Source organism: Pseudomonas sp. WS 5011 (genome assembly GCF_012985775.1).
GTDB lineage: Bacteria > Pseudomonadota > Gammaproteobacteria > Pseudomonadales > Pseudomonadaceae > Aquipseudomonas > Aquipseudomonas peli.
This window is the reverse complement of record NZ_JAAQXA010000012.1, coordinates 15601-40115: the sequence shown is the minus strand read 5'-3', so window position 1 is coordinate 40115 and position 24515 is coordinate 15601. Positions and strand designations below refer to the sequence as shown.

Annotated in this window: 26 protein-coding genes and 1 pseudogene; 11 read left to right on the top strand and 16 right to left on the bottom strand. The window is 61.3% G+C overall.

Annotation, left to right across the window (positions count from 1 at the left end; genetic code table 11):
• Positions 1-6 precede the first annotated feature (6 nt).
• The 4 genes from rnk to HBN63_RS14015 all read right to left on the bottom strand — a co-directional run bounded on the left by rnk (position 7) and on the right by HBN63_RS14015 (position 2148).
• The gene (gene rnk / locus HBN63_RS14030) at positions 7-417 is read right to left on the bottom strand and encodes a nucleoside diphosphate kinase regulator (RefSeq protein ID WP_090254613.1); all 411 of its coding nucleotides are present in this window, start codon (positions 415-417) and stop codon (positions 7-9) included.
• 118 nt (positions 418-535) lie between these two features.
• Positions 536-706, bottom strand: a complete 171-nt coding sequence (locus tag HBN63_RS14025) for a DUF1289 domain-containing protein (RefSeq protein WP_170049908.1) — start codon at positions 704-706, stop codon at positions 536-538.
• Positions 707-722: 16 nt separating this feature from the next.
• Positions 723-1055, bottom strand: coding sequence for an iron donor protein CyaY (cyaY, locus tag HBN63_RS14020; RefSeq protein WP_090254611.1), 333 nt, complete (start codon positions 1053-1055; stop codon positions 723-725).
• Positions 1056-1107: 52 nt separating this feature from the next.
• The gene (locus tag HBN63_RS14015; RefSeq protein WP_170049853.1) at positions 1108-2148 is read right to left on the bottom strand and encodes an AraC family transcriptional regulator; all 1041 of its coding nucleotides are present in this window, start codon (positions 2146-2148) and stop codon (positions 1108-1110) included.
• 413 nt (positions 2149-2561) lie between these two features.
• On the opposite strand from HBN63_RS14015, the gene HBN63_RS14010 reads away from it, so the two are divergent.
• The 6 genes from HBN63_RS14010 to HBN63_RS13985 are packed head-to-tail and all read left to right on the top strand — an operon-like array spanning position 2562 to position 7102.
• Positions 2562-2687: a lipoprotein gene (locus HBN63_RS14010; RefSeq protein ID WP_090387640.1), complete on the top strand. Its 126-nt coding sequence runs from the start codon at positions 2562-2564 to the stop codon at positions 2685-2687.
• A 9-nt stretch (positions 2688-2696) separates the two neighbouring features.
• On the top strand, positions 2697-3944 hold the full coding sequence (lysA, locus tag HBN63_RS14005) for a diaminopimelate decarboxylase (RefSeq protein ID WP_170049852.1): 1248 nt from the start codon (positions 2697-2699) through the stop codon (positions 3942-3944).
• 5 nt (positions 3945-3949) lie between these two features.
• Positions 3950-4780, top strand: coding sequence for a diaminopimelate epimerase (gene dapF / locus HBN63_RS14000; RefSeq protein WP_170049851.1), 831 nt, complete (start codon positions 3950-3952; stop codon positions 4778-4780).
• Complete coding sequence (locus tag HBN63_RS13995; RefSeq protein ID WP_160086671.1) at positions 4777-5475, top strand: DUF484 family protein; 699 nt, start codon at positions 4777-4779, stop codon at positions 5473-5475. Before dapF ends, HBN63_RS13995 begins: the two co-directional genes overlap by 4 nt.
• Before the next feature lie 38 nt (positions 5476-5513).
• Positions 5514-6410 (top strand): tyrosine recombinase XerC, encoded by an 897-nt coding sequence (gene xerC, locus HBN63_RS13990; RefSeq protein ID WP_160086669.1) that lies wholly within the window; start codon positions 5514-5516, stop codon positions 6408-6410.
• Positions 6407-7102, top strand: coding sequence for an HAD-IA family hydrolase (locus tag HBN63_RS13985; RefSeq protein ID WP_170049850.1), 696 nt, complete (start codon positions 6407-6409; stop codon positions 7100-7102). Before xerC ends, HBN63_RS13985 begins: the two co-directional genes overlap by 4 nt.
• 152 nt (positions 7103-7254) lie before the next feature.
• Here the strand turns inward: HBN63_RS13985 and sutA are convergent, their stop codons facing one another.
• From sutA to glnK, 4 genes are all read right to left on the bottom strand, one after another.
• A complete protein-coding gene (gene sutA, locus HBN63_RS13980; RefSeq protein ID WP_160014953.1) occupies positions 7255-7584 on the bottom strand; it encodes a transcriptional regulator SutA in 330 nt (109 codons plus the stop codon).
• Between the two features lie 258 nt (positions 7585-7842).
• Positions 7843-9093, bottom strand: coding sequence for an ammonium transporter (locus HBN63_RS13975; RefSeq protein ID WP_160086665.1), 1251 nt, complete (start codon positions 9091-9093; stop codon positions 7843-7845).
• A 78-nt stretch (positions 9094-9171) separates the two neighbouring features.
• Positions 9172-10485 (bottom strand): ammonium transporter, encoded by a 1314-nt coding sequence (locus tag HBN63_RS13970; RefSeq protein ID WP_160086663.1) that lies wholly within the window; start codon positions 10483-10485, stop codon positions 9172-9174.
• Positions 10486-10521: 36 nt separating this feature from the next.
• Entirely contained in the window at positions 10522-10860 is a 339-nt protein-coding gene (glnK, locus tag HBN63_RS13965) for a P-II family nitrogen regulator (RefSeq protein ID WP_021700071.1), read from the bottom strand.
• A 426-nt stretch (positions 10861-11286) separates the two neighbouring features.
• Between glnK and HBN63_RS13960 the strand changes: the two genes are divergently transcribed.
• Together HBN63_RS13960 and HBN63_RS13955 are read left to right on the top strand one after the other, a co-directional pair.
• Entirely contained in the window at positions 11287-11556 is a 270-nt protein-coding gene (locus HBN63_RS13960; protein ID WP_170049849.1) for an accessory factor UbiK family protein, read from the top strand.
• Positions 11557-11595: 39 nt separating this feature from the next.
• Positions 11596-13093, top strand: a pseudogene (locus HBN63_RS13955) (YifB family Mg chelatase-like AAA ATPase).
• Between the two features lie 56 nt (positions 13094-13149).
• Here the strand turns inward: HBN63_RS13955 and HBN63_RS13950 are convergent.
• Positions 13150-13938, bottom strand: coding sequence for a gamma-glutamyl-gamma-aminobutyrate hydrolase family protein (locus tag HBN63_RS13950; protein ID WP_090254586.1), 789 nt, complete (start codon positions 13936-13938; stop codon positions 13150-13152).
• Between the two features lie 338 nt (positions 13939-14276).
• Positions 14277-15206: a LysR substrate-binding domain-containing protein gene (locus HBN63_RS13945; protein ID WP_170049848.1), complete on the bottom strand. Its 930-nt coding sequence runs from the start codon at positions 15204-15206 to the stop codon at positions 14277-14279.
• 138 nt (positions 15207-15344) lie between these two features.
• On the opposite strand from HBN63_RS13945, the gene HBN63_RS13940 reads away from it, so the two are divergent.
• Positions 15345-16742, top strand: a complete 1398-nt coding sequence (locus HBN63_RS13940) for a NorM family multidrug efflux MATE transporter (RefSeq protein WP_170049847.1) — start codon at positions 15345-15347, stop codon at positions 16740-16742.
• Here the strand turns inward: HBN63_RS13940 and HBN63_RS13935 are convergent.
• The 5 genes from HBN63_RS13935 to HBN63_RS13915 form a co-directional block, all read right to left on the bottom strand.
• Positions 16723-17643 carry an SdiA-regulated domain-containing protein gene (locus HBN63_RS13935; protein WP_160086653.1) on the bottom strand — a complete coding sequence of 307 codons (921 nt, stop codon included), beginning with the start codon at positions 17641-17643 and terminating at the stop codon, positions 16723-16725. The genes HBN63_RS13940 and HBN63_RS13935 overlap by 20 nt on opposite strands.
• Positions 17644-17731: 88 nt before the next feature.
• Positions 17732-18079: a NirD/YgiW/YdeI family stress tolerance protein gene (locus tag HBN63_RS13930; protein WP_160086651.1), complete on the bottom strand. Its 348-nt coding sequence runs from the start codon at positions 18077-18079 to the stop codon at positions 17732-17734.
• An 84-nt stretch (positions 18080-18163) separates the two neighbouring features.
• Positions 18164-19099 carry an SdiA-regulated domain-containing protein gene (locus tag HBN63_RS13925; protein ID WP_170049846.1) on the bottom strand — a complete coding sequence of 312 codons (936 nt, stop codon included), beginning with the start codon at positions 19097-19099 and terminating at the stop codon, positions 18164-18166.
• A gap of 113 nt (positions 19100-19212) precedes the next feature.
• Entirely contained in the window at positions 19213-19878 is a 666-nt protein-coding gene (locus HBN63_RS13920) for a fumarylacetoacetate hydrolase family protein (protein WP_170049845.1), read from the bottom strand.
• A gap of 279 nt (positions 19879-20157) precedes the next feature.
• A complete protein-coding gene (locus HBN63_RS13915) occupies positions 20158-21552 on the bottom strand; it encodes an FAD-binding oxidoreductase (RefSeq protein ID WP_170049844.1) in 1395 nt (464 codons plus the stop codon).
• Positions 21553-21737: 185 nt separating this feature from the next.
• On the opposite strand from HBN63_RS13915, the gene serA reads away from it, so the two are divergent.
• On the top strand, positions 21738-22967 hold the full coding sequence (gene serA, locus HBN63_RS13910) for a phosphoglycerate dehydrogenase (protein WP_167146271.1): 1230 nt from the start codon (positions 21738-21740) through the stop codon (positions 22965-22967).
• Positions 22968-23103: 136 nt separating this feature from the next.
• Here the strand turns inward: serA and HBN63_RS13905 are convergent, their stop codons facing one another.
• A complete protein-coding gene (locus HBN63_RS13905) occupies positions 23104-23592 on the bottom strand; it encodes a DUF523 domain-containing protein (RefSeq protein WP_170049843.1) in 489 nt (162 codons plus the stop codon).
• Between the two features lie 221 nt (positions 23593-23813).
• Between HBN63_RS13905 and HBN63_RS13900 the strand changes: the two genes are divergently transcribed.
• A complete protein-coding gene (locus HBN63_RS13900) occupies positions 23814-24371 on the top strand; it encodes a DUF6160 family protein (protein ID WP_345940488.1) in 558 nt (185 codons plus the stop codon).
• Positions 24372-24515: the final 144 nt, after the last annotated feature.

Here is a 24515-nt window from a genome sequence, read left to right as displayed (position 1 = left end):
GCCTACTCAAGCGCGGCTGTATTCACCCGCCGCTTCCGGCTGATATTCCACCGCCAGCAGGGTCAGCTTGAGCACTTTGCCGCCGGGCGCGGCCCAGTCGATATGCTGACCCACGGACAGCCCCAGCAGGGCCGTGCCGACCGGCGCCAGCACCGACACACAGCCTTCGCCGCCGGCGTCCTGCGGGTAAACCAGGGTCAGGTGGTAATCCTTGCCGCTGCTTTCCTCACGGCAATGCACCCGCGAATTCATGGTCACCACCCCGGCCGGCACCTCGTCGTGGCCAACCACATCGGCGCGGTCCAGTTCGGCCTGCAACGCGATGGCACTGGGGCCGAAGTCGTCCAGGCTGTCGAGCAGATGCTCCAGGCGCTGCAGGTCAAGACGGGTGATGGTGAGCGAAGGTGCGCTGGTCATGGTGCGGGTATGTCCCCTTTACGGATCGTGAAAAAAGCAAAACCCCATCACTAAGACGGGGTTTTGCAAGGCTTGGGCTGACCGTACCACAGCTAGTCAAATAAACAAGACCGCCCGGTCAAGGTGCCGCGCTACGCTGTTGCAAGCGCGCTTCAGCAGCCGCGCAGATGCTGCGTTTGCCCGCCATATCGGCTTTGCCCCAGTCGAGAATCTCTTGCAGCGAACGGCCACAGCCCAGGCAGATATCCTGATCATCCAGACAACACTGGCGACGGCAGGGCGAGGCGATCTCCTGGCCCGCGCCGTCAGAGTTCTTCGAACTCAAGGTCGGCACCGGATTGTTCCAGGGTGATACGCGCCAGCATTTCGCCCAGCTGCTCGTCGCTGCTGTCGCAGATCCAGCGCTCGCTGGCCTGGTCGTAATCGAAGTGGAAGCCGCCCGAACGCGCCGCCAGCCACAGCTGACGCAGCGGCTCCTGACGACTGAAGATCAGCTGAGTGCCGTTTTCAAAACGCACAGTCAGCACCCCGGCGGAGTTTTCCAGGTCGAGGTCCAGGTCGCTGTCATCGAAGATATCTTCCACCGCCTGCTGGGTGGCATCGACCAGATCGTGAAAGCGGGCTTCGGTCAAACTCATTACGACTTACCTCAAAAAATTCAGCGACTGCAAAAGTCTTGGGCTGCGGTGATTAATGTTCTTTCAAGCTACGGCGATATTCGCCCGGGCTTTGCCCGGTCCAACGACGAAACGCGCGGGCCAGTGAACCGGGCTCACTGAAGCCAACCAGGAAGGCGATTTCTGCCAGTTCCAGCGCCGGGTCGCGCAGGTAATGCAACACCAGTTGCTGACGGGTTTCATCCACCAACTGATTGAAGGATAACCCGGCTTCGCGCAAACGCCGCTGCAGGGTACGCGGACTGAGCGCCAAACGCGCGGCGATTTGCTGCAGGTCGGCGCCCACTTCCGGCAGCTGGCGGGACAATTCCAGGCGCGCGCGATCGAGCACGCTATGGCCCTGCTGAATCTCGCCAAGCAGGCGATCAGCATAGGCATCGAGCATCAAGCGCACCTGCGCATCGGCCTGACCGAGCGGCGTGGCGAGCAGGCGCTTAGGGAATACCAGGGCGTTATCGGCCTGATCGAACAGCACCGGACAACGGAAGATCCGCTGGTACTCGGAGCTATCCGCCGGGGCCGAATGCTGGAAACGCACCTCGGTCGGAGGAATATCCAGGCCGCTGATCCAGTGGCCGAAGGTTACCCAACCGGCCAGAGTTTCCTCGCTGAGCTGACGTTTCTGTTGCGGCAATAGCGGCTGCCAGCTGTGCGCCACCTGCGGCTCCAGCCCTGCACGCGGCGGCTCATCGGCAAGATCAACCTGGCCCAGGTTACCGACCAGCGCGGCATAGCGCGCTTGGCGATGCAACGCGTCGGCGAGGGTCGCGCAGCTCATGATCAGATAACCCAACACGCCGTAATAACCGGGACGCACCGCCTCACCCAAATGCAGGCCCAGCTGCTCATCGCCGGTCAACCGCACGCCATGGCCGAGCAGCTCTAGATAAGTGCTGGCGGCAATGCGCTGATCTCGCTGAGCAAGAATCTGCGGGCTGAGCTGCACCCGTTCCAGCAGCTCTGCACTGTCGACACCGTGGCGCGTCAGGTAATCGAGCAAACCTTGCAGGTAAGCAACGGAAACCGAGCTGCTCACGGGTACGGGGTTGTCCATCCAGTCTCCTGATCGCTGGCGATGGGTGCAAAGCGAGGGTCTGTTCCCGTTTCGTTCGCGGCCGCGCCGGAGCTAGTTTTAGCGCGAGGCAAGGCACGAGACACGAAGTTTGGTTGTTCCAAATGAGTGTCGAGAAACGCAGCATCGCGCTAAAACTAGCCCGGCCCTTCGGGTTGCGCGAAAAATCTCGCCATGCGGTGTTGGAGGACTTGGCAAGGGAACACCATTACCTGCGTCCTCCGCCTAGCCTGGCGAGATTTTTCGTGGCAACGCGGCTCGTGACGAAATGGGAACAGACCCTAGCGCCAAAGATACAGGCAAAGCCCCGCCCGACGGGAACCCCGGCGCATAGGCAAGGCGCCGGGGGGTCGGTATACTCCGGCGCAATCATGCTTTATTACAAGGATTCCACCATGAAGCGGTTATTTACTGCCTTTGTCGCGATGCTTGCCGTCAGCGCCCTGCTCGCTGGCTGCGGCCAGAAAGGCCCGCTGTACCTGCCGGAAGAAAGCCAGCCAGCGCCTGCGCAAACCGAATAAGGACAGCTCATGAACGCCTTCAACTACCGCGACGGTGCGCTGTTCGCGGAAGGCGTGGCGTTGTCCGCCATCGCCCAACGCTTCGGTACGCCGACCTACGTTTACTCGCGTGCGCACATCGAAGCGCAGTACCGCGCCTATGCCGATGCCCTGCAGGGCATGCCGCATCTGGTGTGCTTTGCGGTTAAAGCCAACTCCAATATCGGCGTGCTGAATGTCCTGGCGCGCCTAGGTGCCGGTTTCGACATCGTCTCCCGTGGCGAGCTGGAACGCGTACTCAGCGCCGGCGGCGAGCCGAGCAAGATCGTCTTCTCCGGCGTTGGCAAGAGTCGTGACGACATGCGCCGCGCCCTGGAAGTGGGCGTGCACTGCTTCAACGTCGAGTCCACTGACGAGCTGGAGCGCCTGCAAGTGGTGGCCGCCGAGTTGGGCAAGACTGCGGCGATCTCGCTGCGGGTCAACCCGGACGTCGACGCCGGCACCCACCCGTATATCTCCACGGGCCTGAAAGAAAACAAATTCGGCATCGATATCGAGCAGGCCCCGGCCGTTTACGCCCGCGCCGCTGCGCTGCCGAACCTGCAGGTGGTTGGCGTCGATTGCCATATCGGCTCGCAGCTGACCACGTTGCCGCCGTTTCTCGATGCCCTCGACCGTTTGCTCGCGCTGATTGATCAGCTCGCCACTGACGGCATCCACATCAAGCACCTTGATCTGGGTGGCGGTCTCGGCGTGCAATACCGCGACGAGCAGCCGCCACTGGCTGGCGACTACATCAAGGCCGTGCGTGAGCGCATTGCCGGTCGCGACCTGGCCCTGGTGTTCGAGCCGGGCCGCTCGATCGTCGCCAACGCCGGCGTACTGCTGACCCAGGTCGAATACCTCAAGCACACCGAACACAAGGACTTCGCCATCGTCGATGCGGCGATGAACGACCTGATCCGCCCAGCCCTGTACCAGGCCTGGATGGACGTGGTCGCAGTTCAGCCGCGCGACAGTGCGCCGCGCAACTATGACATCGTCGGGCCGATCTGCGAGACTGGCGATTTCCTCGCCAAAGATCGCCAGCTGGCCCTGGCCGAAGGTGACCTGCTGGCTGTGCGCTCCGCGGGTGCCTATGGTTTTGTCATGAGCTCCAACTACAACACCCGCGGCCGCGCCGCCGAGGTGATGGTGGATGGCGATCAAGCCTTTGAAGTGCGTCGCCGTGAGACGCTCAGCGAACTCTTTGCGGGCGAAAGCCGCCTGCCGGAGTAGTGGCGATGTTATTGCGCTTTACCAAGATGCACGGCCTCGGCAATGACTTTATGGTCCTCGACCTGGTCAGCCAGCACGCGCATATCCAGCCGAAGAACGCCAAGCAGTGGGGCGACCGCCACACCGGCGTGGGCTTCGATCAGCTGTTGCTGGTCGAGCCGCCAAGCAACCCGGACGTGGACTTCCGCTACCGCATCTTCAATGCCGACGGTTCGGAAGTGGAGCAATGCGGTAACGGTGCGCGCTGCTTCGCCCGCTTCGTGCTGGACAAGCGCCTGACGGTGAAAAAGCAGATGCGCGTGGAAACAAAGGGCGGCATCATCGAACTGGACGTGCGCAACGACGGGCAGATCAGCGTCAACATGGGCGCACCGCGCCTGGTGCCAGCCGACATCCCGTTCCAGGCCGAACAGCAAGCACTGAGCTACAGCGTGGCCGTCGACGGTCAGACCGTTGAGCTGGCTGCCGTATCCATGGGCAACCCGCATGCCGTACTGCGCGTCGACAACGTCGACAACGCGCCCGTGCACAGCCTGGGGGCAAAACTCGAACACCATTCGCGCTTTCCGCAGCGGGTGAACGTCGGTTTCCTGCAAGTGGTCGACCGCCAACGCGCCAAGCTGCGTGTCTGGGAACGTGGCGCCGGGGAAACCCAGGCCTGCGGTACCGGCGCCTGTGCAGCGGCAGTGGCGGCAATCAGCCAGGGCTGGATGGACTCACCGGTGCAGATCGAACTGCCCGGCGGCAAACTGAGCATCGAGTGGGCAGGTCCTGGCCAGCCCGTTATGATGACCGGACCCGCAGTACGTGTGTACGAAGGACAGGTTCGCCTATGACCGACAAGCAGGATTCACCCAAGCCATTGGATTCGGAAACGGTTGCCGCTTATCTGCGTCTGCATCCGGAATTCTTTATCGACCACGACGAGTTGATCCCCGAGCTGCGCATTCCGCACCAGCGCGGCGACACCGTATCGTTGGTCGAGCGCCAGGTGAAACTGCTGCGCGAGCGCAATATCGAAATGCGCCACCGCCTCTCGCAACTGATGGACGTGGCCCGCGACAACGATCGTTTGTTCGACAAGACCCGCCGCCTGGTGCTCGATCTACTCGACGCCAGTAGCCTGGAAGAAGTGGTCAGTTGCGTGGAAGACAGCCTGCGCCGCGAGTTTCAGGTGCCTTTTGTCAGCTTGATTCTGTTCAGCGATACGCCCATACCGGTCGGCCGTTCAGTCAGCAGCGCTGAAGCGCATCAAGCCATCGGCGGCCTGCTGGCGGGTGGCAAAACCATTTGCGGCGTGCTGCGCGAGCATGAACTGAACTTCCTGTTCGGCAACGAAGACGGTGCCCAGGTGGGCTCAGCGGCGGTGGTCAGCATCAGCCATCAGGGCCTGCATGGCGTGCTGGCGATTGGCAGCGCCGATCCGCAGCATTACAAAAGCTCGCTGGGCACGCTGTTCCTCGGTTACATCGCCGAAGTACTGGCACGCGTCGCTCCAGGCTTTGCCACACCTTTGCGCTCGGTGCGCTAGCGCTAAACATTGCACCGACCGCACCGCAGGGAGCTTCCATGCAAGACCTCTTGGACGCCTACCTTGAACACCTGCGCAGCGAACGTCAGCTATCCCCGCACACCCTGATTGGCTATCGCCACGACCTCAGCACGCTGTTGGCGCTCTGCACCCAAGAGCAGATCGACAGCTGGCGTACGCTCGATACCCCACGCCTACGCCGCATGGTCGGTCGCCTGCACATGCAGGGCCAGTCCAGCCGCAGCCTGGCGCGCCTGCTCTCGGCCACCCGTGGCCTCTATCGTTATCTGATTCGTGAGGGCCACTGCGACAGCGATCCAGCCAGCGGGCTGACGCCGCCCAAGGGCGAGCGCCGCTTGCCAAAGACCCTGGACGCTGACCGCACCGCACAACTGCTCGACGGCGCCTTGGAAGATGACTTTATCGCCCGCCGCGATCAGGCCATGCTAGAGCTGTTCTACTCGTCAGGCTTGCGTCTGTCGGAGCTGGTGAGCCTCAACCTCGACGGCCTCGACCTGCCCGCCGGATTGGTAAGGGTTATCGGCAAGGGCAACAAGACCCGCGAGCTGCCGCTTGGGCGCATGGCACGTGAAGCGATGCAGCAGTGGCTGCCACTGCGTGCGCTGGCGAACCCGAGCGACGGCGCGGTATTTATCAGCCAGCAGGGTCGGCGCATCGGTCCCCGCGCGGTGCAACTGCGCGTGCGCCAGGCCGGTGTACGCGAGCTGGGGCAGCACCTGCACCCACATATGCTGCGCCACAGCTTCGCCAGTCATATGCTCGAATCATCCCAGGACCTGCGCGCCGTGCAGGAGCTGCTCGGCCATGCCGACATCGCCACCACCCAGGTTTATACCCACCTGGATTTCCAGCACCTGGCCACTGTTTATGACCAGGCCCACCCAAGGGCTAAACGCAAAGGCAACACAGAATGAGCATTCAGCTGATCACTTTCGACCTCGACGACACTCTGTGGGATGTCACCCCGGTGATGCAGGACGCCGAAGCGGCGCTGCGCAACTGGCTGGCAATGCACGCGCCGCGCCTGGGTGCGGTGCCGGTGGAGCATCTGTGGTCGATTCGCGCCACCTTGCTACAGGCCGAGCCGATGCTGAAGCATCGCCTCAGCGAACTGCGCCGGCGCATTCTGCTGCATGCCCTAGCAGACGCTGGCTATGCGCACGCGGATGCGCAGGCGCTGGCCGAAGCGGGCTTTCAGGTATTTCTCGCCGCGCGCCATCAGGTCGAACTGTTTGCCGAGGTGCATCCAACCCTTGAAGCCTTGGCCAATCGTTTCCAGCTCGGGGTCATCACCAACGGCAATGCCGACGTGCGCCGCCTGGGTCTGGCCGACTACTTCCAGTTCGCCCTGTGCGCCGAGGAGCTGGGAGTCGGTAAGCCCGATCCGAAACCTTTTACCGAAGCCCTGAAACGCGCTGGAATCGCCGCCGAACACGCGGTACATATCGGCGACCACCCCAGCGATGACATCGCCGGAGCCAAGGCCGCCGGGCTGCGGGCGATCTGGTTCAACCCGCAGGCTAAGACCTGGAGCGACGCGATTACGCCTGATGGCGAGATCCGCAGCCTGGCCGAACTGCCGGCGCTGCTGCACAGCTGGGCATAGGCTGCAGACGCGCGGCGCTGGCCGACGATGAACGGTGGATGGATAAAGCGCCATCCACCCTACAAAGCCATCTGCCTGCCTTAACAAGGCATCGCGCAAAAAAAAAGCCCGCACGCGGATGGCATGCGGGCTTTTTGTTTTACAGCAGGCCCTTAGATAGGGCGGCTGCCGTACTTGCTGTCCGGCTTTTTGGGCGGATCAGAGACCACATTCGGCTCGACTTCCTGCACCTTGCCACCACGGGAGAGGAACTCTTCCATGGCGCGGGCCAGTGCATCACGCTCTTTCTGCTTGGCTTCGATGCTCGGCAGTTCTTCTACGTCGACGGCGGCTTTGGCTTTTTTGCCTTTGCTGGCGGGTACGACTTCGTCGTCACCATCGCCATCATCGCTGCTGTCGCCATCATCGGCGGCAGCCAGCTCCTCGCCTTCGTCTTCGTCTGCGCCTTCTAATTCGTCGTGTTCCAGATCTTCGTCGCTCATGTTCCAACCTCATGACTTGCGAAAAGCAGAGTAGTTATAGCCCAGCTGCGTCAGCTTTCTAACGTCGCTGATAAAAAATCCCGTGGCCTTGCCTAGGGCTGAGCGCCGCGCATCGGCGAACTGCGCTCAACGGCGCGCATTCTAGGGTCTGTTGCCGCTCCATCACAACCGCGCACACGCTGAAAAACCACAACCTTTAATGGGCATTCAGAAAAAACAAAGGGCGCCCTAAGGCGCCCTTGTCGAAACCAGAGGAAATCAACGCTTGGTGAATTCCGGGTAGGCTTCCATACCGCATTCGGCGATGTCTACGCCTTCGTACTCTTCTTCCTCGCTGACGCGCAGACCAATCACCAACTTGATGATGGACCAGACAATCAGGCTGCAGACGAAGACCCAAGCGAAGATCGAACCGATACCCAGCAGCTGTGCGCCGAGAGTAGCGTCGCTATTGGTCAGGCAGACCGCCAGCAGGCCCCAGATACCGACCACGCCGTGTACGGAGATGGCACCGACTGGATCGTCGAGCTTGAGTTTGTCCAGACCGAGGATCGAGAACACCACCAGCACGCCACCCACGCCACCGATCAGGGTTGCTTGCAGGGCAGTCGGGGTCAGCGGCTCGGCAGTGATTGCCACCAGGCCAGCCAGGGCACCGTTGAGGGCCATGGTCAGGTCAGCCTTGCCGAACAGGATGCGTGCCACGATCAGCGCAGCGATCAGGCCACCGGCAGCCGCCATGTTGGTGTTAACAAACACGTTAGCCACGGCGTTGGCGTCTTCGATGGTGCTCATCTTCAGCTGCGAGCCACCGTTGAAGCCGAACCAGCCCATCCACAGGATGAAAGTACCCAGCGCTGCCATCGGCAGGTTGGCACCCGGAATGGCGTTGACCTGGCCATTCGGGCCGTACTTGCCTTTACGGGCGCCGAGCAGCAGTACGCCAGCCAGGGCAGCCGTAGCGCCAGCCATGTGCACTACACCAGAACCAGCGAAGTCGAGGAAGCCAGCTTCGTTGAGGAAGCCCGAACCCCATTTCCAGAAGCCCTGTACCGGGTAGATGAAACCGGTCATGACCACGGCGAACGCCAGGAAGGCGAACAGCTTCATGCGCTCAGCCACGGCACCGGAAACGATCGACATGCAGGTCGCGGCAAACACCACCTGGAAGAAGAAGTCCGAACGGGCCGAGTAGTAAGGGGCATCGTCACCGCCGGCCAGAACCGACTCAACGCTGTTCTCTTCTCCCAGCAGGAAACCCAGGCTTGGCAGGATGCCGCCTTCCGGGCTGGAGTACATGATGTGGTAACCGATCACCAGGTACATGATGCTCGCCACTGCGTACAGGGCGATGTTCTTGGTGAGAATTTCAGTGGTGTTCTTGGCTCGCACCAGACCGGATTCGAGCATGGCAAAACCCGCTGCCATCCACATTACCAGGGCGCCGCAAACCAAAAAGTAGAAGGTATCAAAACCGTACTGCAATGCAGTCAATGCTGTGTTGTCCATGGTTCACCTCTTGCCGTGCGCTTTTTAGCGCTATTCGGTTAAGACGTCCGGGGTTGGCTCCGGACGCGCTCCGTGTGCTTACAGGTTGTAGCCGCGCTCGTTATGCAGGGCGAGATCGAGACCGATGGTCTCTTCCTCTTCGCTGACACGCAGGCCCATTACTAGGTCGATCACTTTCAGAATCACGAAGGTCACCACTGCGGTGTACACCACCGTGAAGGCCACCCCCTCGAACTGGATCCACAGCTGCGCCGGAATATTTTCCACCGTGCCGAAGCCACCCAAGGCCGGTGCGGCGAACGCCCCGGTGAGAATGGCGCCGACAATGCCGCCCACGGCGTGCACGCCAAACACGTCGAGGGAATCGTCATAACCCAGCTTGCGTTTCAGGCTGGTGGCGCAGAAGAAGCAGATCGCCCCACTTGCCAGACCAATCGCCAGAGCGCCCATCGGCCCCGCCGTACCGGATGCTGGCGTAATCGCCACCAGACCCGCCACAGCGCCCGAGGCAATGCCCAGAACGCTTGGTTTGCGGTGAGTGATCCACTCGGCGAACATCCAGCTCAGCGCCGCTGTAGCGGTGGCAATCTGGGTTACCAGCATGGCCATACCGGCGCTACCGTTGGCTGCCAGCGCAGAACCTGCGTTGAAGCCGAACCAGCCGACCCAGAGCATGCTTGCGCCGATCAGGGTGTAGCCGAGGTTGTGCGGCGGCATGGCGGTCGTTGGGAAACCCTTGCGCTTGCCCAGCACCAGGCAGGCCACCAGACCGGCGATACCGGCGTTGATGTGCACCACGGTGCCGCCCGCAAAGTCGAGCACGCCCCAGTCCCACATCAGCGCCCCGTTGCCGCCCCAGACCATGTGCGCGATAGGCGCATATACCAGGGTGAACCACACGGCCATGAAGATCAGCATGGCCGAGAACTTCATGCGCTCAGCGAAGGCACCGACGATCAGCGCCGGGGTGATGATGGCGAAGGTCATCTGAAAGGTGATGAACACGCTCTCTGGAATCCCAGCCACCAAGCTGTCCAGGGTCAAACCAGATAGGAAGGCTTTGGAGAAACCGCCGACGAAGGAGTTGAAGTTGACGACTCCCTGCTCCATGCCAGTGGTATCAAAGGCCAGGCTGTAGCCGTAAACGACCCACAGAATGCTGATCAACCCGGTTACTGCAAAACACTGCATCAACACCGACAGCACGTTCTTCGAACGCACCATACCAGCGTAGAAAAGCGCCAGACCGGGGATGGTCATAAACAGCACCAGTACAGTGGCGACCAACATCCAAGCGGTGTCGCCGCTGTTCAGGCTTGCCTCTTCGGCCATGGCAAAGCCAGGAACGAGAGACAAAAGGGCTCCTAGCCCTGCGATTTTTCGCAGAGTCATGGTTTAACTCCTGGGGCGTGGGGTTCGTTCGGAGGCTTAAACTGCGTCGGTGCCGGTTTCGCCGGTACGGATGCGGATCGCCTGTTCCAGGTTTACAACGAAAATCTTGCCGTCACCGATCTTGCCGGTGTTAGCAGCTTTGGTGATGGCCTCGATGACGCGATCGAGTTGATCGTCAGCGATGGCCACGTCGATTTTCACTTTTGGCAAGAAATCGACCACGTATTCAGCACCGCGATACAGCTCGGTATGGCCTTTCTGGCGACCGAAGCCTTTGACTTCAGTGACGGTGATACCCTGCACGCCGATCTCCGACAGTGACTCACGGACGTCGTCCAGCTTGAACGGCTTGATGATGGCAGTGACTAGCTTCATGTAACTCTCTCCCGTGTAAGGTGGACATGCCCCAGGAATTGCGAACCCGGACCAAGTCTAAGCGCAGTGCCTGGCTTTTGTAATGCATCGCCGCCCTGATCCAGCAGCACCGATACTCACCAACCGCTCCCGACGAAGCACTTCCCCGCTTCGCCTGACGCACCGGAACTGCATCGGTGCATGCGTCGTAAGAGACAAAGCAGAAAGCTTGCCAGATCAGGTAAAACCGATTTATTTCATGCAGTTACCCGGCAAACGGGCGTTTTAGCCCGGTAATAGCCAACCGCCAGCGCACAACAACGGTGCAACAGCCTGCCAAGCAGCGCGCGAAAATCGTGCAGAAGCCGCCAACCCGTTCCGGACCCGGCCGGCAAGCCCGATAAAGCTGCGTGCTACACTGCCGCCATCTGTAAACGGAACCTCATCATGCTGCCACCTAAAGCCCTACTAGACGCCTTGACCACCCACGCCTCGCGCCTATTCAACGGTGACGCGCCCTTGCCGCGCGGCGAGTTCGAAGCCCAGTTCAAAGTGCTGCTGCAAAGCGCCTTCAGCAAACTCGACTTGGTCAGCCGCGACGAATTCGACAGCCAGATGGTCGTGCTCGCCCGCACCCGCGCCCGCCTGGAAGCTCTCGAAGCCAAGGTCGCCGAAATGGAAGCACGCAGCGCAGACACCCCAGCCACCCGCGAGTAACACCCGCAGCGGATGCATCAGCCGATCAAGGAGTGATCGATGTCCCTGGCCATAGTCCACAGCCGCGCCCAAGTGGGTGTTGAAGCCCCCGCCGTCACCGTCGAAGCCCACTTGGCCAACGGCCTGCCCTCGCTTGCTCTGGTCGGTTTGCCGGAAACCGCCGTCAAGGAAAGCAAGGACCGGGTGCGCAGCGCCATCCTCAACTGCGCCTTCGAGTTCCCGCCCAGGCGGATTACCTTGAATCTGGCACCGGCCGATTTACCCAAGGACGGCGGGCGCTTCGACCTGGCGATTGCCCTCGGCATTCTCGCCGCCAGCGGACAGGTGCCAAGCAGCGCACTGGAGCCGCTTGAGTGCCTGGGTGAACTGGCGCTGTCCGGGGCGATTCGCCCGGTACAAGGCGTCTTGCCCGCCGCGCTAGCCGCCCGCGCCGCCGGACGCACCTTAGTAGTGCCCAAGGCCAATGCCGAGGAAGCCAGCCTGGCGTCCGGCCTCACGGTGATTGCCGTCGAGCACCTGCTGGAAGTCGCCGCCCACCTCAATGGCCAAACGCCGATTGCGCCCTATCAGGCCCAGGGCTTGCTGCGCCAAGTGCTGCCCTACCCCGATCTAGCCGAGGTGCAAGGGCAAATTGCCGCCAAGCGCGCACTGCTGGTAGCAGCGGCTGGTTCGCACAACCTTTTATTTACCGGGCCACCCGGTACGGGAAAAACCCTGCTGGCCAGCCGCCTACCCGGCTTGTTGCCGCCACTGGATGAACAGGAAGCATTGGAAGTCGCTGCAATTCATTCCGTGGCCAGCCACGTTCCGCTTAGCGCCTGGCCGCAACGCCCCTTCAGAACCCCGCACCACAGTGCCTCCGGTCCCGCGCTGGTCGGTGGCGGCAGTCGCCCGCAACCGGGTGAAATCACGTTGGCTCATCACGGCGTTTTATTCCTCGATGAGCTCCCCGAATTTGATCGCAAGGTTTTGGAGGTGCTGCGCGAGCCCCTGGAAAGTGGCCAGATCGTGATTGCTCGGGCACGCGACAAAGTGCGTTTTCCTGCGCGCTTTCAGCTGGTGGCGGCTGAATCCGTGCCCCTGCGGGCATTTGGGCGATCCATCCGGGCGCTGCCGCTGTTCCACTGAACAGATCCAGCGCTACCGCGGCAAGCTCTCCGGCCCGTTGCTCGACCGCATCGATCTGCACCTCAGCGTGCCGCGGGAAACTACCCGACTGAACGCTGACGCCGAGCCCGGCCCAAGCAGCGCCGAACTGGCCGAGCAGGTGGTGCAGGCACGCCAGCAGCAACTGGCTCGCCAGGGCTGCGCCAATGCCCACCTCGATCTCAATGGCGTGCAGCAACATTGCAGCCTGCAGGGCGAAGACCGCCAGTGGCTGGAAAATGCCTGCGAGCGCCTGGGACTGAGCCTGCGTGCAGCACACCGCGTATTGAAAGTGGCACGCACCCTGGCCGACTTGGACAGTGCTGCACATATTCGCCGCAGCCACTTGGGTGAAGCCCTGCAGTACCGACCCAGCATCAGCGGGGCCTGAATCGCAGCCATAAAAAAGCCCCGCATGCGGGGCTTCTTAATGTGCAGTTGGAACGCTTACTGGTCGCGGCGGGCTACCTGCTCACGACAGGCCTCACCGAACGCCTTGAAGATTTTCACCGAATGCGGGTTCTGCGCCGCCTGCCACTCCGGGTGCCATTGCACCGCCAGAGTGAACTGCTCGGCGCCCGGCAGGTGAATCGCCTCAACCAGGCCATCCTCGGCATGGGCTAGCGCCTCGACGCCCTCACCCAGTTGATCCAACGCCTGGCCGTGCAGCGAGTTGACCGGGAATTCGGCCTCACCCATCAGCTCGGCAAACCAGCTACCCGGCAGCGCGCGCACGCTGTGGCTGTCGGCGTATTGCACCTCCACCGGAGCACTGGTGTCTTCGCGGTGGTCATTCATGCCCGGGACTTCGTAGACCTTCTGGTGGATATTGCCGCCCAGGGCCACGTTGATTTCCTGCATGCCACGGCAGATCGCGAACAGCGGCAGACCACGGGCCAATGCACCGCGAATCAGTGGAATATCAAACAGATCACGGTCCTTATCCTGGCCCTTAGTCGGGGTCAGGTTTTCCTGGCCGTAGAGGGCCGGATCGATATTGCTGCCCGCACCGGTCAGGTACACGCCATCGACCATCGACAGGTACTGCTCGATGTCATCCGCGCCGCAGCAGCTGGGCGCCAGCAGCGGCACACAGCCTGACAGTTCGACCAGCGGGGTTATGTATTTGTGGGTCATGACTTGATAGGCATGTCCTTTGCGCTCTTGAGCGCCCATGGACATCAGGACAACCGGTTTACGCGCGCCTGGGCGCTGTTTCGTATTGTTGTTGGACATACATCACCTTGGGGCAGCCGGGATTGGCTGCCGTTGTTGTGCAGAAGGGCTGACGGTTGTCGCGCACCTTCTGTTTTACGGCTGATTGCGCCTGTCTAGATGCCCGCCGCAGCGGCATCAGATGCGCGAGAAGCGCTCATCTGGCAGCCACAATCCTGAAGCCAGTCTGCCAAAGCCGTAAAATATGTCAAACGAATACGCTCGGATCGTCAATAAATCAGACCACAAGCAGCAGACAGCTCAATCTAAAATCGCATTAACCCTATGTTTTAAAAGCGTTAATACGAATAAGCCAACAAACGATAGTCCAATATTTTTTACGCTCTACGCGTACCCCGCTAACGTGCCCGACTTCCCACCCGCTCAACAACCGGCAGCTGCATAGCCGCCACATCGGCTACCAGATAATCGCGCAAACGGCGAAAGCGCTCCTGGCCTCGGCGCGCTTTTGGCCATACCAGGTAGTAGCTGCAGCCACTGGGCACCGCGCTGGGCCAGGGTAAGCCGAGCCGGCCCTGCGCGACATCCTCGGCGACCATCACCAGATCACCAATCGATACGCCATAGCCACGCGCCGCCGCCACCATGCCCAGCTCCAGGGTGTCGAAGACCTGGCCGCCTTTGAGCGGCACCTGATCCGCCAGGCACATGGCCTGCAACCACTGTCGCCAGTCGCGGCGATCCGGGGTCGGGTGCAGCAGTTCGGCGGCCTGCAGACGTGCCAGATCCCAAGGTTGTTCGCTCAAGGCTTCTGGCGCGCAGACCGGAATCAACCATTCGGCAAACAGCTCGGTGCTTTCCCATTCCTCCGGGAAATCGCCCTGACTCAGCAGGACGGCGCAGTCGAATGGCTCATGCAGAAAGTCCACCTTGTCCACGTCCATCCAGGCGCTGGTCAGTTGCACCTCACTGGCGCTGAGCAGGCGATAGCGCGACAGGCGCGCCAGCAACCAGCGCATGGTCAGCGTCGACGGGGCTTTCAGGCGCAGCACCGCGTCGTCGACACGCAGGGTGTTACAGGCGCGTTCCAACGCCTCGAAGCCATCGCGCAGCCCCGGCAGCAAGATGCGCGCCGTTTCGGTGAGTTGCAGGCTGCGGCCACGACGCTCGAACAGGCGGCAGGCAAAGTGTTCCTCCAGGGTGCGCACGTGACGGCTGACCGCACTCTGGGTAATCGCCAGTTCTTCGGCGGCGCGGGTAAAGGAGCTGTGCCGTGCCGCCGCCTCGAAGGCGCGCAGGGCATAGAGCGGGGGCAAGCGCTGACTCACGACCGCGCTCCATGAGTAATAGTCATGCCCGTCATCGCTATTATCCTTTTGTGCTGCCACGGCTGGCTTAAGAGAATAGGCGCATTCTCTGCCTGCGCGGATCACCCGAGCAAGCCTTCTAACTGAGTAGAACTCATCATGCTGCATCCGCTTCGTGGCGAACTGCGCGCCATCCTGAAACTTGCCGGACCGCTGATTGCTGCGCAACTGGCGCATGTGCTGATGGTGTTTACCGACACCGTGATGATGGGCCTGCTCGGCCCCGCCACCCTGGCGGCCGGCGGGCTGGGCGCGGCCAGCTATTCCTTCGTATCGATCTTCTGCGTCGGGGTGATTGCCTCGGTTGGCAACCTGGTGGCCATCCGCCACGGCGCGCAGGACGCGGCCGGCGTCACCCGGCTGACGCAGAACGGCCTGTGGCTCGGCTGGGGTCTGGCGTTGTTGGCTGGCCTGGCGCTGTGGAACCTGGGCCCAGCATTGCTGTACTTCGGCCAGAAGCCGGAGAACGTCAGCGGCGGCATGCAGTTTCTCTCCACCCTGGTGTTTGCCCTGCCTGGCTATATGAGCTTTATGGCGCTGCGTGGCTTTACCAGCGCCATCGGCCGCCCTGGCCCGGTAATGGCCATCAGCATTGGCGGCGCGCTGGCCAACTTCGTCCTCAACTATGCACTGATCAAGGGCTGGTTCGGCCTGCCGCCACTGGGCCTGGCCGGAATTGGCTTGGTGACCGCCGTGGTGATGAATGTCATGGCGCTGCTGCTGGCCTGGCATGTGTTGCACCACAGCGCCTACAGCCCTTATCCGCTGTGGCGCGGCTTGTTGCGGCCGGTGTGGGCCGAGCTGAAAGAGCTGCTGCGCCTGGGCCTGCCGATTGGCGGCACCTATGCGGTGGAATCCGGGCTGTTTGCCTTTGCCGCGCTGTGCATGGGCGCGCTGGGCAGCACGCAACTGGCGGCGCACCAGATCGCAATCATGTCGGTGTATGTGGCGTTTATGGTGCCGGTGGGGATTTCCTACGCGGTGACCTTCCGTATCGGTCAGCACTTTGGTGCCGGCCGCCTGCAGCAGGCACGCCAAGCCGGTCGCCTGGGCCTTGGCCTCGGTGCGCTGTGCATGCTCGGTTTCGCCTGCCTGTTCTGGCTGGCGCCGCATTGGGTAGTGGGGCTGTTTCTCGACCACAACGACAGCGCCTATGCCGAGGTGGTGAGCCTGGCCGTGGCACTGCTGGCGATTGCTGCCTGGTTCGAGTTCTTCGATGGCATCCAGACCATCGCCATGGGCGCAATTCGCGGCCTCAAGGACGCCAAGACCACCTTCTGGGTTGGCCTCGGCTGCTACTGGGCAGTTGGCGCGCCACTGGCCTGGGCTCTAGCCTTCCCGCTGGGCTGGGGCGCAGAAGGCGTTTGGTGGGGATTAGCCGGCGGCCTGGCCTGCGCCGCCATCTGCCTGACCCTGGGCTTTGAATGGAAAACCGCGCGCCTGCTGCAACCGGCGGCCGCAGCCTTTACGCCACAGCCTAAGCGCCTGGTTTCTTGAAGCGATAGAACAGATTCGGCTCGCTAACCAGATAGAGCACGCCCTGGTTATCCATGGCGATGCCTTCGCCCTGCGGTACGCTGCGTTTGAGGCCGTTACGTCCACCAAGCAGCGACAGGCTGCTGATCGGTTTGCCCTCGACATTCAGCTCCAGCACCAGGCGTGACTCGTCGGACAGCGCCAGCAAATGCCCGCTGCGCTCATCAAATTGCAGGCTGGAGAGGTCACGTACAAATAGCCCAGCGTCACGCTGCTGATCATCCACCACGTGCACGGCAAAGGGGCTCTGTGGGTCTCGCTGAGGAAAACCGTGAATCTCATAGATGCGCATCGGATCGCGCTCTTTGGCAACAAACAGACGCTGCCCAGCCGAATCGTAGGCCAAGCCCTCAAACCCCTTGTTGCCATTCAGGCCAATGCTCAACGAGAACTGCTGAGCCTGGTCGGCATGCAACTCGGTGGTGGCATCATCCACCCGCACCTTGATCAGACGCTGCTTACGCTCATCAGTGATCACATACAGGCCTGGGCTGATGTACTCAACCGCTTCAGCATCGCCAAAACCGTGCAAATCGATACGCCGTAGCAGCTCACCATCCAGCGATAACTCAAGCAGCTGCGGCTTCTGGTTGGTCACGGTGAACAGGCTGTTGCGGTCTGGGTCGAAGGTCAGCGCCGAGACATCATCGTTCAGACCCTCGATCACGCGGGCCTCAAGGTCCACCTGATAATCCGCCAACAGCATGGAGCCCTGCTGCCCGCTACCGGCTTTCTGCCACTGCTGCACATTGAACCAAGCCCGCTCGAACAAACGGTACTCCTGCGCAAACAAGCCCAGCAGCAGCAAGGACAGCGCGACAAGGCTCAGCAGCAGACGTTTCAGGGTGAAATGATCTCGCATGACGCTTCACTCTCAACAATAACGGGTGACACAACGGCGTCAGCCCGAAGCAGGGCTTCGGGCTGACATGGGCGCATGATCGAGTGATTTACTTGACCAGTTCGAGGTACTCGACATCGATTTCGCGGCTGGTCAGGTCACGATCCACTTCACCACTGATCTTGACCACGGCCTTTTCAGAAATGGCCTGGGCCGGCCAATGCTCGTCGTCGATTTCGACATTGATGGTGCCGCTGGCATCTTTGAACTCATAGAGCTCATCCTGCAGACGCTTGACGATCTGCCCTTGCAGCACCACCGGTGTATCGTCGGCAGCATCCAGCGCCGCAGCTACCGTAGTGACCTGAGCAGTGGCGCCTGGGCCCGTATAACCGGTGGCCATAGCGGCGGTGGAGAACAGTGGAGCCAGCAGCAGAGCCAAGGTGAAACGCTTCATGGGGTAACCCTCTAATCAGTTAGGTGATGGGGCAAGATTAGAGGGCCTAGCTGAAGCCAGGCTTAATCGGTGCTTAAGCCAAACTTAATCCGCAACAGCGGGCTGTTCGGCCACCGGGTCCTTGCGCAGGACGTAGAACAGGTTGGGCTCGCTGACAATATAGATATTGCCTGCCGCATCCATGGTCACCCCTTCGGCCTGCTCAATGCCGCCACGCAGGCCATTCATGCCGCGACTCAGGCTGATAAAGCTGACGGGCTCGCCCAGAGCATCCACCTCCAGCAGCAGGCCGGATTCATCGGAAAGCACCAAGGCATGCCCAGTCCGAGGATCGTAGGTCAGTGAGGAAATATCACGCAGAAACAGGTGCCCGGAACTCATCGGCTCAAGGGTGCCCGTGGCACCGTCCTCGCCTGGAAACGGCAGACTGAACAACCCCAGCGGACCACGCTCCTTACCCAGCAGCACGCGCTCGTTGCGCGAATCCCAGGCAATACCCTCGAAGCCCTTATTGCCGGCATCAATAAAGCCCAGGTCGAACGACGGTAGATCGGCAAACTCCAGGCGGCGTGTCAGAGCGCTGAGTTTGAAGGTGGTCAAGGTGCGCTTGCGCTCATCGATAATCGCCAGGCGGCCGTCGGACAGCATCTCGACCCCTTCGGGATTGGCGAAGCCGAGCAGATCGATACGCCGGAGCACCTGACCATCCAGGGTCAGCTCGATCAACTGTGGGTATTTCCCGGTCACGGTAAACAGGGTGTCGCTTTCCGCGCTGTAGGTCAGCCCGGACACCTCGTCGTCTTCCAACCCTTGCAGTGGTTTGCCTTGCAGCACGGCCCGGTAACCCGGCAGCCAGATGCTCTGCTGTTGCTCGGCAACGCCCACCTGTTGCTGCTGAACCCAGAAGGACAGGCGATCGTCCCAATGGCGGTAATTCATCGCCAGTAATGTCACCACCAGCAGGCACAACACCCCAACCAACCAGCGCACACGCACCAGCCGAGCAATCCAGATCGACATCGCACACAACTCAGCAGAACGATGGCTATCAGACTAGAGAGCAACCCTTAAGTTTCTATGACGCCAACCGACCAACAGGCACCTCCAGGTGCCTGCGTACACGGCCAGATGACCTAGAGCGCGCGACTGGCGAAGCGGCTGTGGCCGACCAGTTCCAGCACCAGCTCATCACCCTTGTGCAGCGGGCCAACACCCACTGGCGTACCGGTGAGGATCACATCACCCGGCTGCAGGCTGAAGTGGCCGCAGATGTGCTGGATCATCGGCAGAATCGGGTTAAGCATGTCGCGGCTGTTGCCGTCCTGACGCACTTCACCGTTGATCGCCAGGCGAATGCCAATGTCAGTGAGGTCTTCGACTGCATCGCCCGGCACAAACGGCGCCATCACGCAGGCACCGTCGAAGGATTTGGCAGTTTCCCAGGGGTAACCCTTGGCTTTGAGCGTGGCCTGCAGGTCGCGCAGCGTCAGGTCCAACGCCGGGGCGAAGCCGGAAATGGCATCACATACTTCTTCAGCGTTCGGCGTGCGCGACAGCGGCTTGCCGATCAGCACGGCGATTTCTGCCTCGTAATGCACGTCACCCTTACCTTCAACCAGGGTAAAACCGTCATCCAGCGGCACCACGCAACTGCCCGCTTTGATAAACAGCAAGGGCTCGGTCGGCACCGGGTTATTCAGTTCTTTGGCATGCTCGGCGTAGTTACGGCCGATGCACACAACCTTGCCCATGGGAAAGTGGATATGGGTGCCATCGACATACTGATGCTGGTAGCTCATAAGCAACTCCTGATGGGAATGCATGACGCCGCTCGTTGTGCGAGCAGACGGCGTAGAGCGGTAGCCCCGCCCTACGCTCTGAATCGTTGATCGCCCATGGTGGACGACCTTTCACGGGCTGTCGTTTCGACTAAAGACTTAATTCAGCTTGCTGAAAGCGTTGCGAGCGAAGGCCAGGCAGGGCGGCGGAGTCGGGAAAAAAGCGGAGTTGGCTTGTGCCAATGAGCATTTTTCCTGACTTCGCCAACGCAGCATGGCGCGCGTAGCCCGCAGCAGCTTTCAGAGCGGGAAGATCTTGCCCGGGTTCATGATGCCGTTGGGGTCAAACACTGCCTTGATAGCCTTCATATAGCCAATCTCGGCTTCCGAACGGCTGTAGGTCAGGTAATCGCGCTTGGTCATGCCCACACCGTGTTCAGCGCTGATCGAGCCGTTGTACTTCTGCACGGTCTCAAACACCCACTTGTTGACGGTGGCGCACTTGGCGAAGAACTCGTCCTTGGACAGGTTCTCCGGCTTCAGGATATTCAGGTGCAGGTTGCCGTCACCGATATGGCCGAACCAGACGATTTCAAAGTCCGGGTAGTGTTTGCCGACAATGCGGTCAATATCGTGCAGGAAGGCTGGCACCTTGGAGACGGTGACCGAAATATCGTTCTTGTACGGCGTCCAGTGGCTGATGGTCTCGGAGATGTATTCGCGCAGCTTCCACAGGTTCTGCAGCTGCTGCTCGCTCTGGCTCATCACGCCGTCCAGCACCCAGCCCTGCTCGACGCAATGCTCGAAGGTGGCCAGAGCCGCTTCGGCGACTTCCTCGGTAGTGGCTTCGAATTCCAGCAAGGCGTAGAACGGGCAATCGGTTTCAAACGCCGCCGGCACGTCACCACGGGCCATGATTTTGGCCAGGGCCTTGTCGGAGAAGAACTCGAAGGCGGTCAGGTCCAGCTTGTTCTGGAAGGCATGCAGCACCGGCATGATCGAGTCGAAGTCCGGGGTGCCGAGCACCATCGCGGTGAGGTTCTTCGGCGCACGGTCCAGGCGCATGGTGGCCTCGACGACGAAGCCCAGGGTGCCTTCAGCGCCGATAAACAGCTGACGCATGTCGTAGCCGGTGGCGTTCTTGATCAGGTCCTTATTCAGTTCCAGCAGCTCGCCGGTGCCGGTGACGACCTTCAGCCCAGCCACCCAGTTGCGGGTCATGCCGTAGCGAATCACCTTGATGCCACCGGCATTAGTGCCGATGTTGCCGCCAATCTGGCTGGAACCCGCCGAGGCGAAGTCCACCGGGTAATACAGGCCCTTGTCCTCAGCGAACATCTGCAGCTGCTTGGTCACCACGCCGGGCTGGCATACCGCCGTGCGATCGAATTCGTTGAAGTCGAGAATCTGGTTCATGTAGTCGAAGGCCACAACCACTTCACCATTGGCCGCCACCGCGCCGGCGGACAAACCGGTGCGGCCACCCGACGGCACCAGCGCGACCTTGTGCTGATTGGCCCAGCGAACGATGGCCTGCACCTGCTCGATGCTCTTGGGGAAGGCAATCGCCAGCGGCGCTGGGGCGAAGTGCTTGGTCCAGTCCTTGCCGTAAGTATTGAGGGAATCGGCATCGGTCAGCACCTTGCCGGGCTCAACCAGGGTCTTCAGCTCTTCGATCAGCGCAGGGTTGGTCATCTACGGAACTCTCAAACGATTCATGGTCACCCTGAGCACGCTTCATCTGTCAGGGTAGGTGTTTCGCGGGGCTCGTATGCTAGCATACGCCCCCCGTGAATCGTGCCCCCGAGCCGATCTGCGGGCTGCGGCCGGCGGCGTTCGGCCTCTTCCCTGACACTATTTGTGGGACAACAGGTACTCCGATGAGCAAGACCTCTCTCGACAAGAGCAAGATCAAGTTCCTTCTTCTTGAAGGCGTCCACCAGAATGCAGTGGACACCCTGAAGGCCGCTGGTTACACCAACATCGAGTACCTCAAGGGCGCACTCTCCGACGACGAGCTGAAAGAAAAGATCGCCGATGCGCACTTTATCGGTATCCGCTCGCGCACCCAGCTGACTGCCGAAGTCTTCGACTGCGCCAAGCGCCTTGTAGCTGTAGGCTGCTTCTGCATCGGCACCAACCAGGTTGACCTCGACGCCGCCCGCGAGCGCGGTATCGCCGTGTTCAACGCACCCTACTCGAACACCCGCTCGGTGGCCGAACTGGTGCTGGCTCAGGCCATCCTGCTGCTGCGCGGCATCCCCGAGAAGAACGCTTCCTGCCACCGTGGCGGCTGGATCAAATCGGCAGCCAACTCCTTCGAAATCCGCGGCAAAAAGCTGGGTATCGTCGGTTACGGCTCGATCGGCACCCAGCTCTCGGTACTGGCTGAAGCCATGGGCATGCAGGTGTTCTTCTACGACACCGTGACCAAGCTGCCGCTGGGCAACGCCACCCAAATCGCCAAACTGCACGACCTGCTGGGCATGTGCGACATCGTGTCGCTGCACGTGCCTGAGCTGCCATCCACACAGTGGATGATCGGCGAGAAAGAAATCCGCGCCATGAAAAAGGGCGGCATTCTGATCAACGCCGCACGTGGCACCGTGGTTGAGCTGGATCATCTGGCCGCCGCGATCAAGGATGAGCACCTGATTGGCGCCGCCATCGACGTGTTCCCGGTCGAGCCGAAATCCAACGATGAAGAGTTCGAAAGCCCGCTGCGTGGCCTGGACCGCGTGATCCTGACCCCGCACATCGGTGGCTCCACCGCCGAAGCGCAGGCCAACATCGGCCTGGAAGTGGCCGAGAAACTGGTCAAGTACAGCGACAACGGGACCTCGGTGTCCTCGGTCAATTTCCCCGAAGTGGCCCTGCCCGCGCACCCGGGCAAGCATCGCCTGCTGCACATCCACGCCAACATCCCGGGCGTGATGAGCGAGATCAACAACGTGTTCGCCGAAAACGGCATCAACATCTCTGGCCAGTTCCTGCAGACCAACGACAAGGTCGGCTACGTGGTCATCGACGTCGACGCCGATTACTCCGACCTAGCGCTGGAGAAGCTGCAGCACGTTAAAGGCACCATCCGTAGCCGCGTACTGTTCTAAGCGCTACCGCGACACGAAAAAGGGAAGCTTCGGCTTCCCTTTTTTATATGGCCTGCCATCCATGGCGGCCACCCTTCGGGCCGTCGCTACGCGACGTTAAAAATGGCTCCCGGCCATTTTTTGCACGCGGGGCTGACTATCCTTCCAGCTCTCGCAACGCCGCTTCCGCAGCCGGCAGCTCCTCTTCGCTAAACACCTGCACCCCAGCTCGACGCAACGCCGCAGCGGTTACGCCTTCACCGGCGACCTTGGTGCCGCTGAAGCTGCCGTCATAGTTTTCCCGGTTACCGCACGAGGGGCTTCGCGCCTTGAGCAGTGCCAGTCGGATGCCATGCTGCGCCACCAAGGCCAGAGCCTGCTGTGCGCCGTCAACAAAAGCCGCCGTGACATCCTCGCCAGTCACCGTCAGCACAGGCAATTGCCCATCAAGTACTTTTGCCCCCTGACCGCCAGCTATTTCCGCTGGCGCGCGCGGAGTTGGCAGGCCACCGGCGACTTCCGGGCACAGCGGCACAATGCGCCCCTCCTGCTGCCAGCGCTCCAGCAGGCTGAACGGGCCATGGGCGCCGCCGTCATAACGTACGCGCTGGCCCAACAGGCAACGGCTCACCAGAATCTTCTGCATCACTCTCTCTCATTAGTCACCCGCCGTAACACCGTCAGGTTACTGCGCTTGCTGGCCGCCGACCAAAGGGACGGGCTGCCGAGCAGATTGCCAATCACATCACGCTGGCAGCGCCATTCGCGCGCAACGCCGGCCTATCCTTCGGCGGGAAGCAACGCGGCCCGATGGCGCGCGCGCCAGGCCCGGCACAGACTCTCGGCACTCTCGTTGAGGAAACTTCCATGCATCGCCCACTTCGCACCCTTGCCCTATCACTCGCTGCCAGCTTTATGGCCTACGCCCTGCCGAGCCAGGCGGCCTTGCTGCCGATGGATAACCAGAGCTTGAGCGAGATCAGCGGTCAGGCCGGCATCAGCATCCGTGCCGACGTGCTGGCGACGATCAACCGGATCAGCTGGAATGACGATGGCGGCAGTGCGTCTCTGCGCAACGTGAAAATCGACAACGGCTGTCTCACCCCCGCCAGCTGCCCGAACGGCTCTGGCGGCAGCTTCGCCTTCGGCGCGGCGCAACTGGGGCTGACCCTGCCAATCTTCGGCGTCAACCTGCCCACTTTGAAAATCGATGTGGTGTCCAATGGCAGCGGCCAACAGCAACTGCAACTAACCCTGCCCGACCTCACCACCATCAACGAACAGTTGGTGGCCAGCGGCATCCCGGCGCAGCGCATCCGCGTACGGGTAGCGGCCGATATGTACGTCGGCGAAAGCCGTCTGGGCAGTATCGAGATGCGCGACATCACTGATCTGCGGGGGACCTTCAAGGTCTGGGGCCACTAAGAACCTCCTCACGATCTGCTGCGCGTCGGCCCTGCTGCGTTAAAAACAGGCTCGGAATGCTCATGTACAAAAGTACACTCCGCTTCCTCGCCTGTTTTTGCCTTGCATGGCTCTAGCTCGCGAGATCGTGAACAGGTTCTAGCC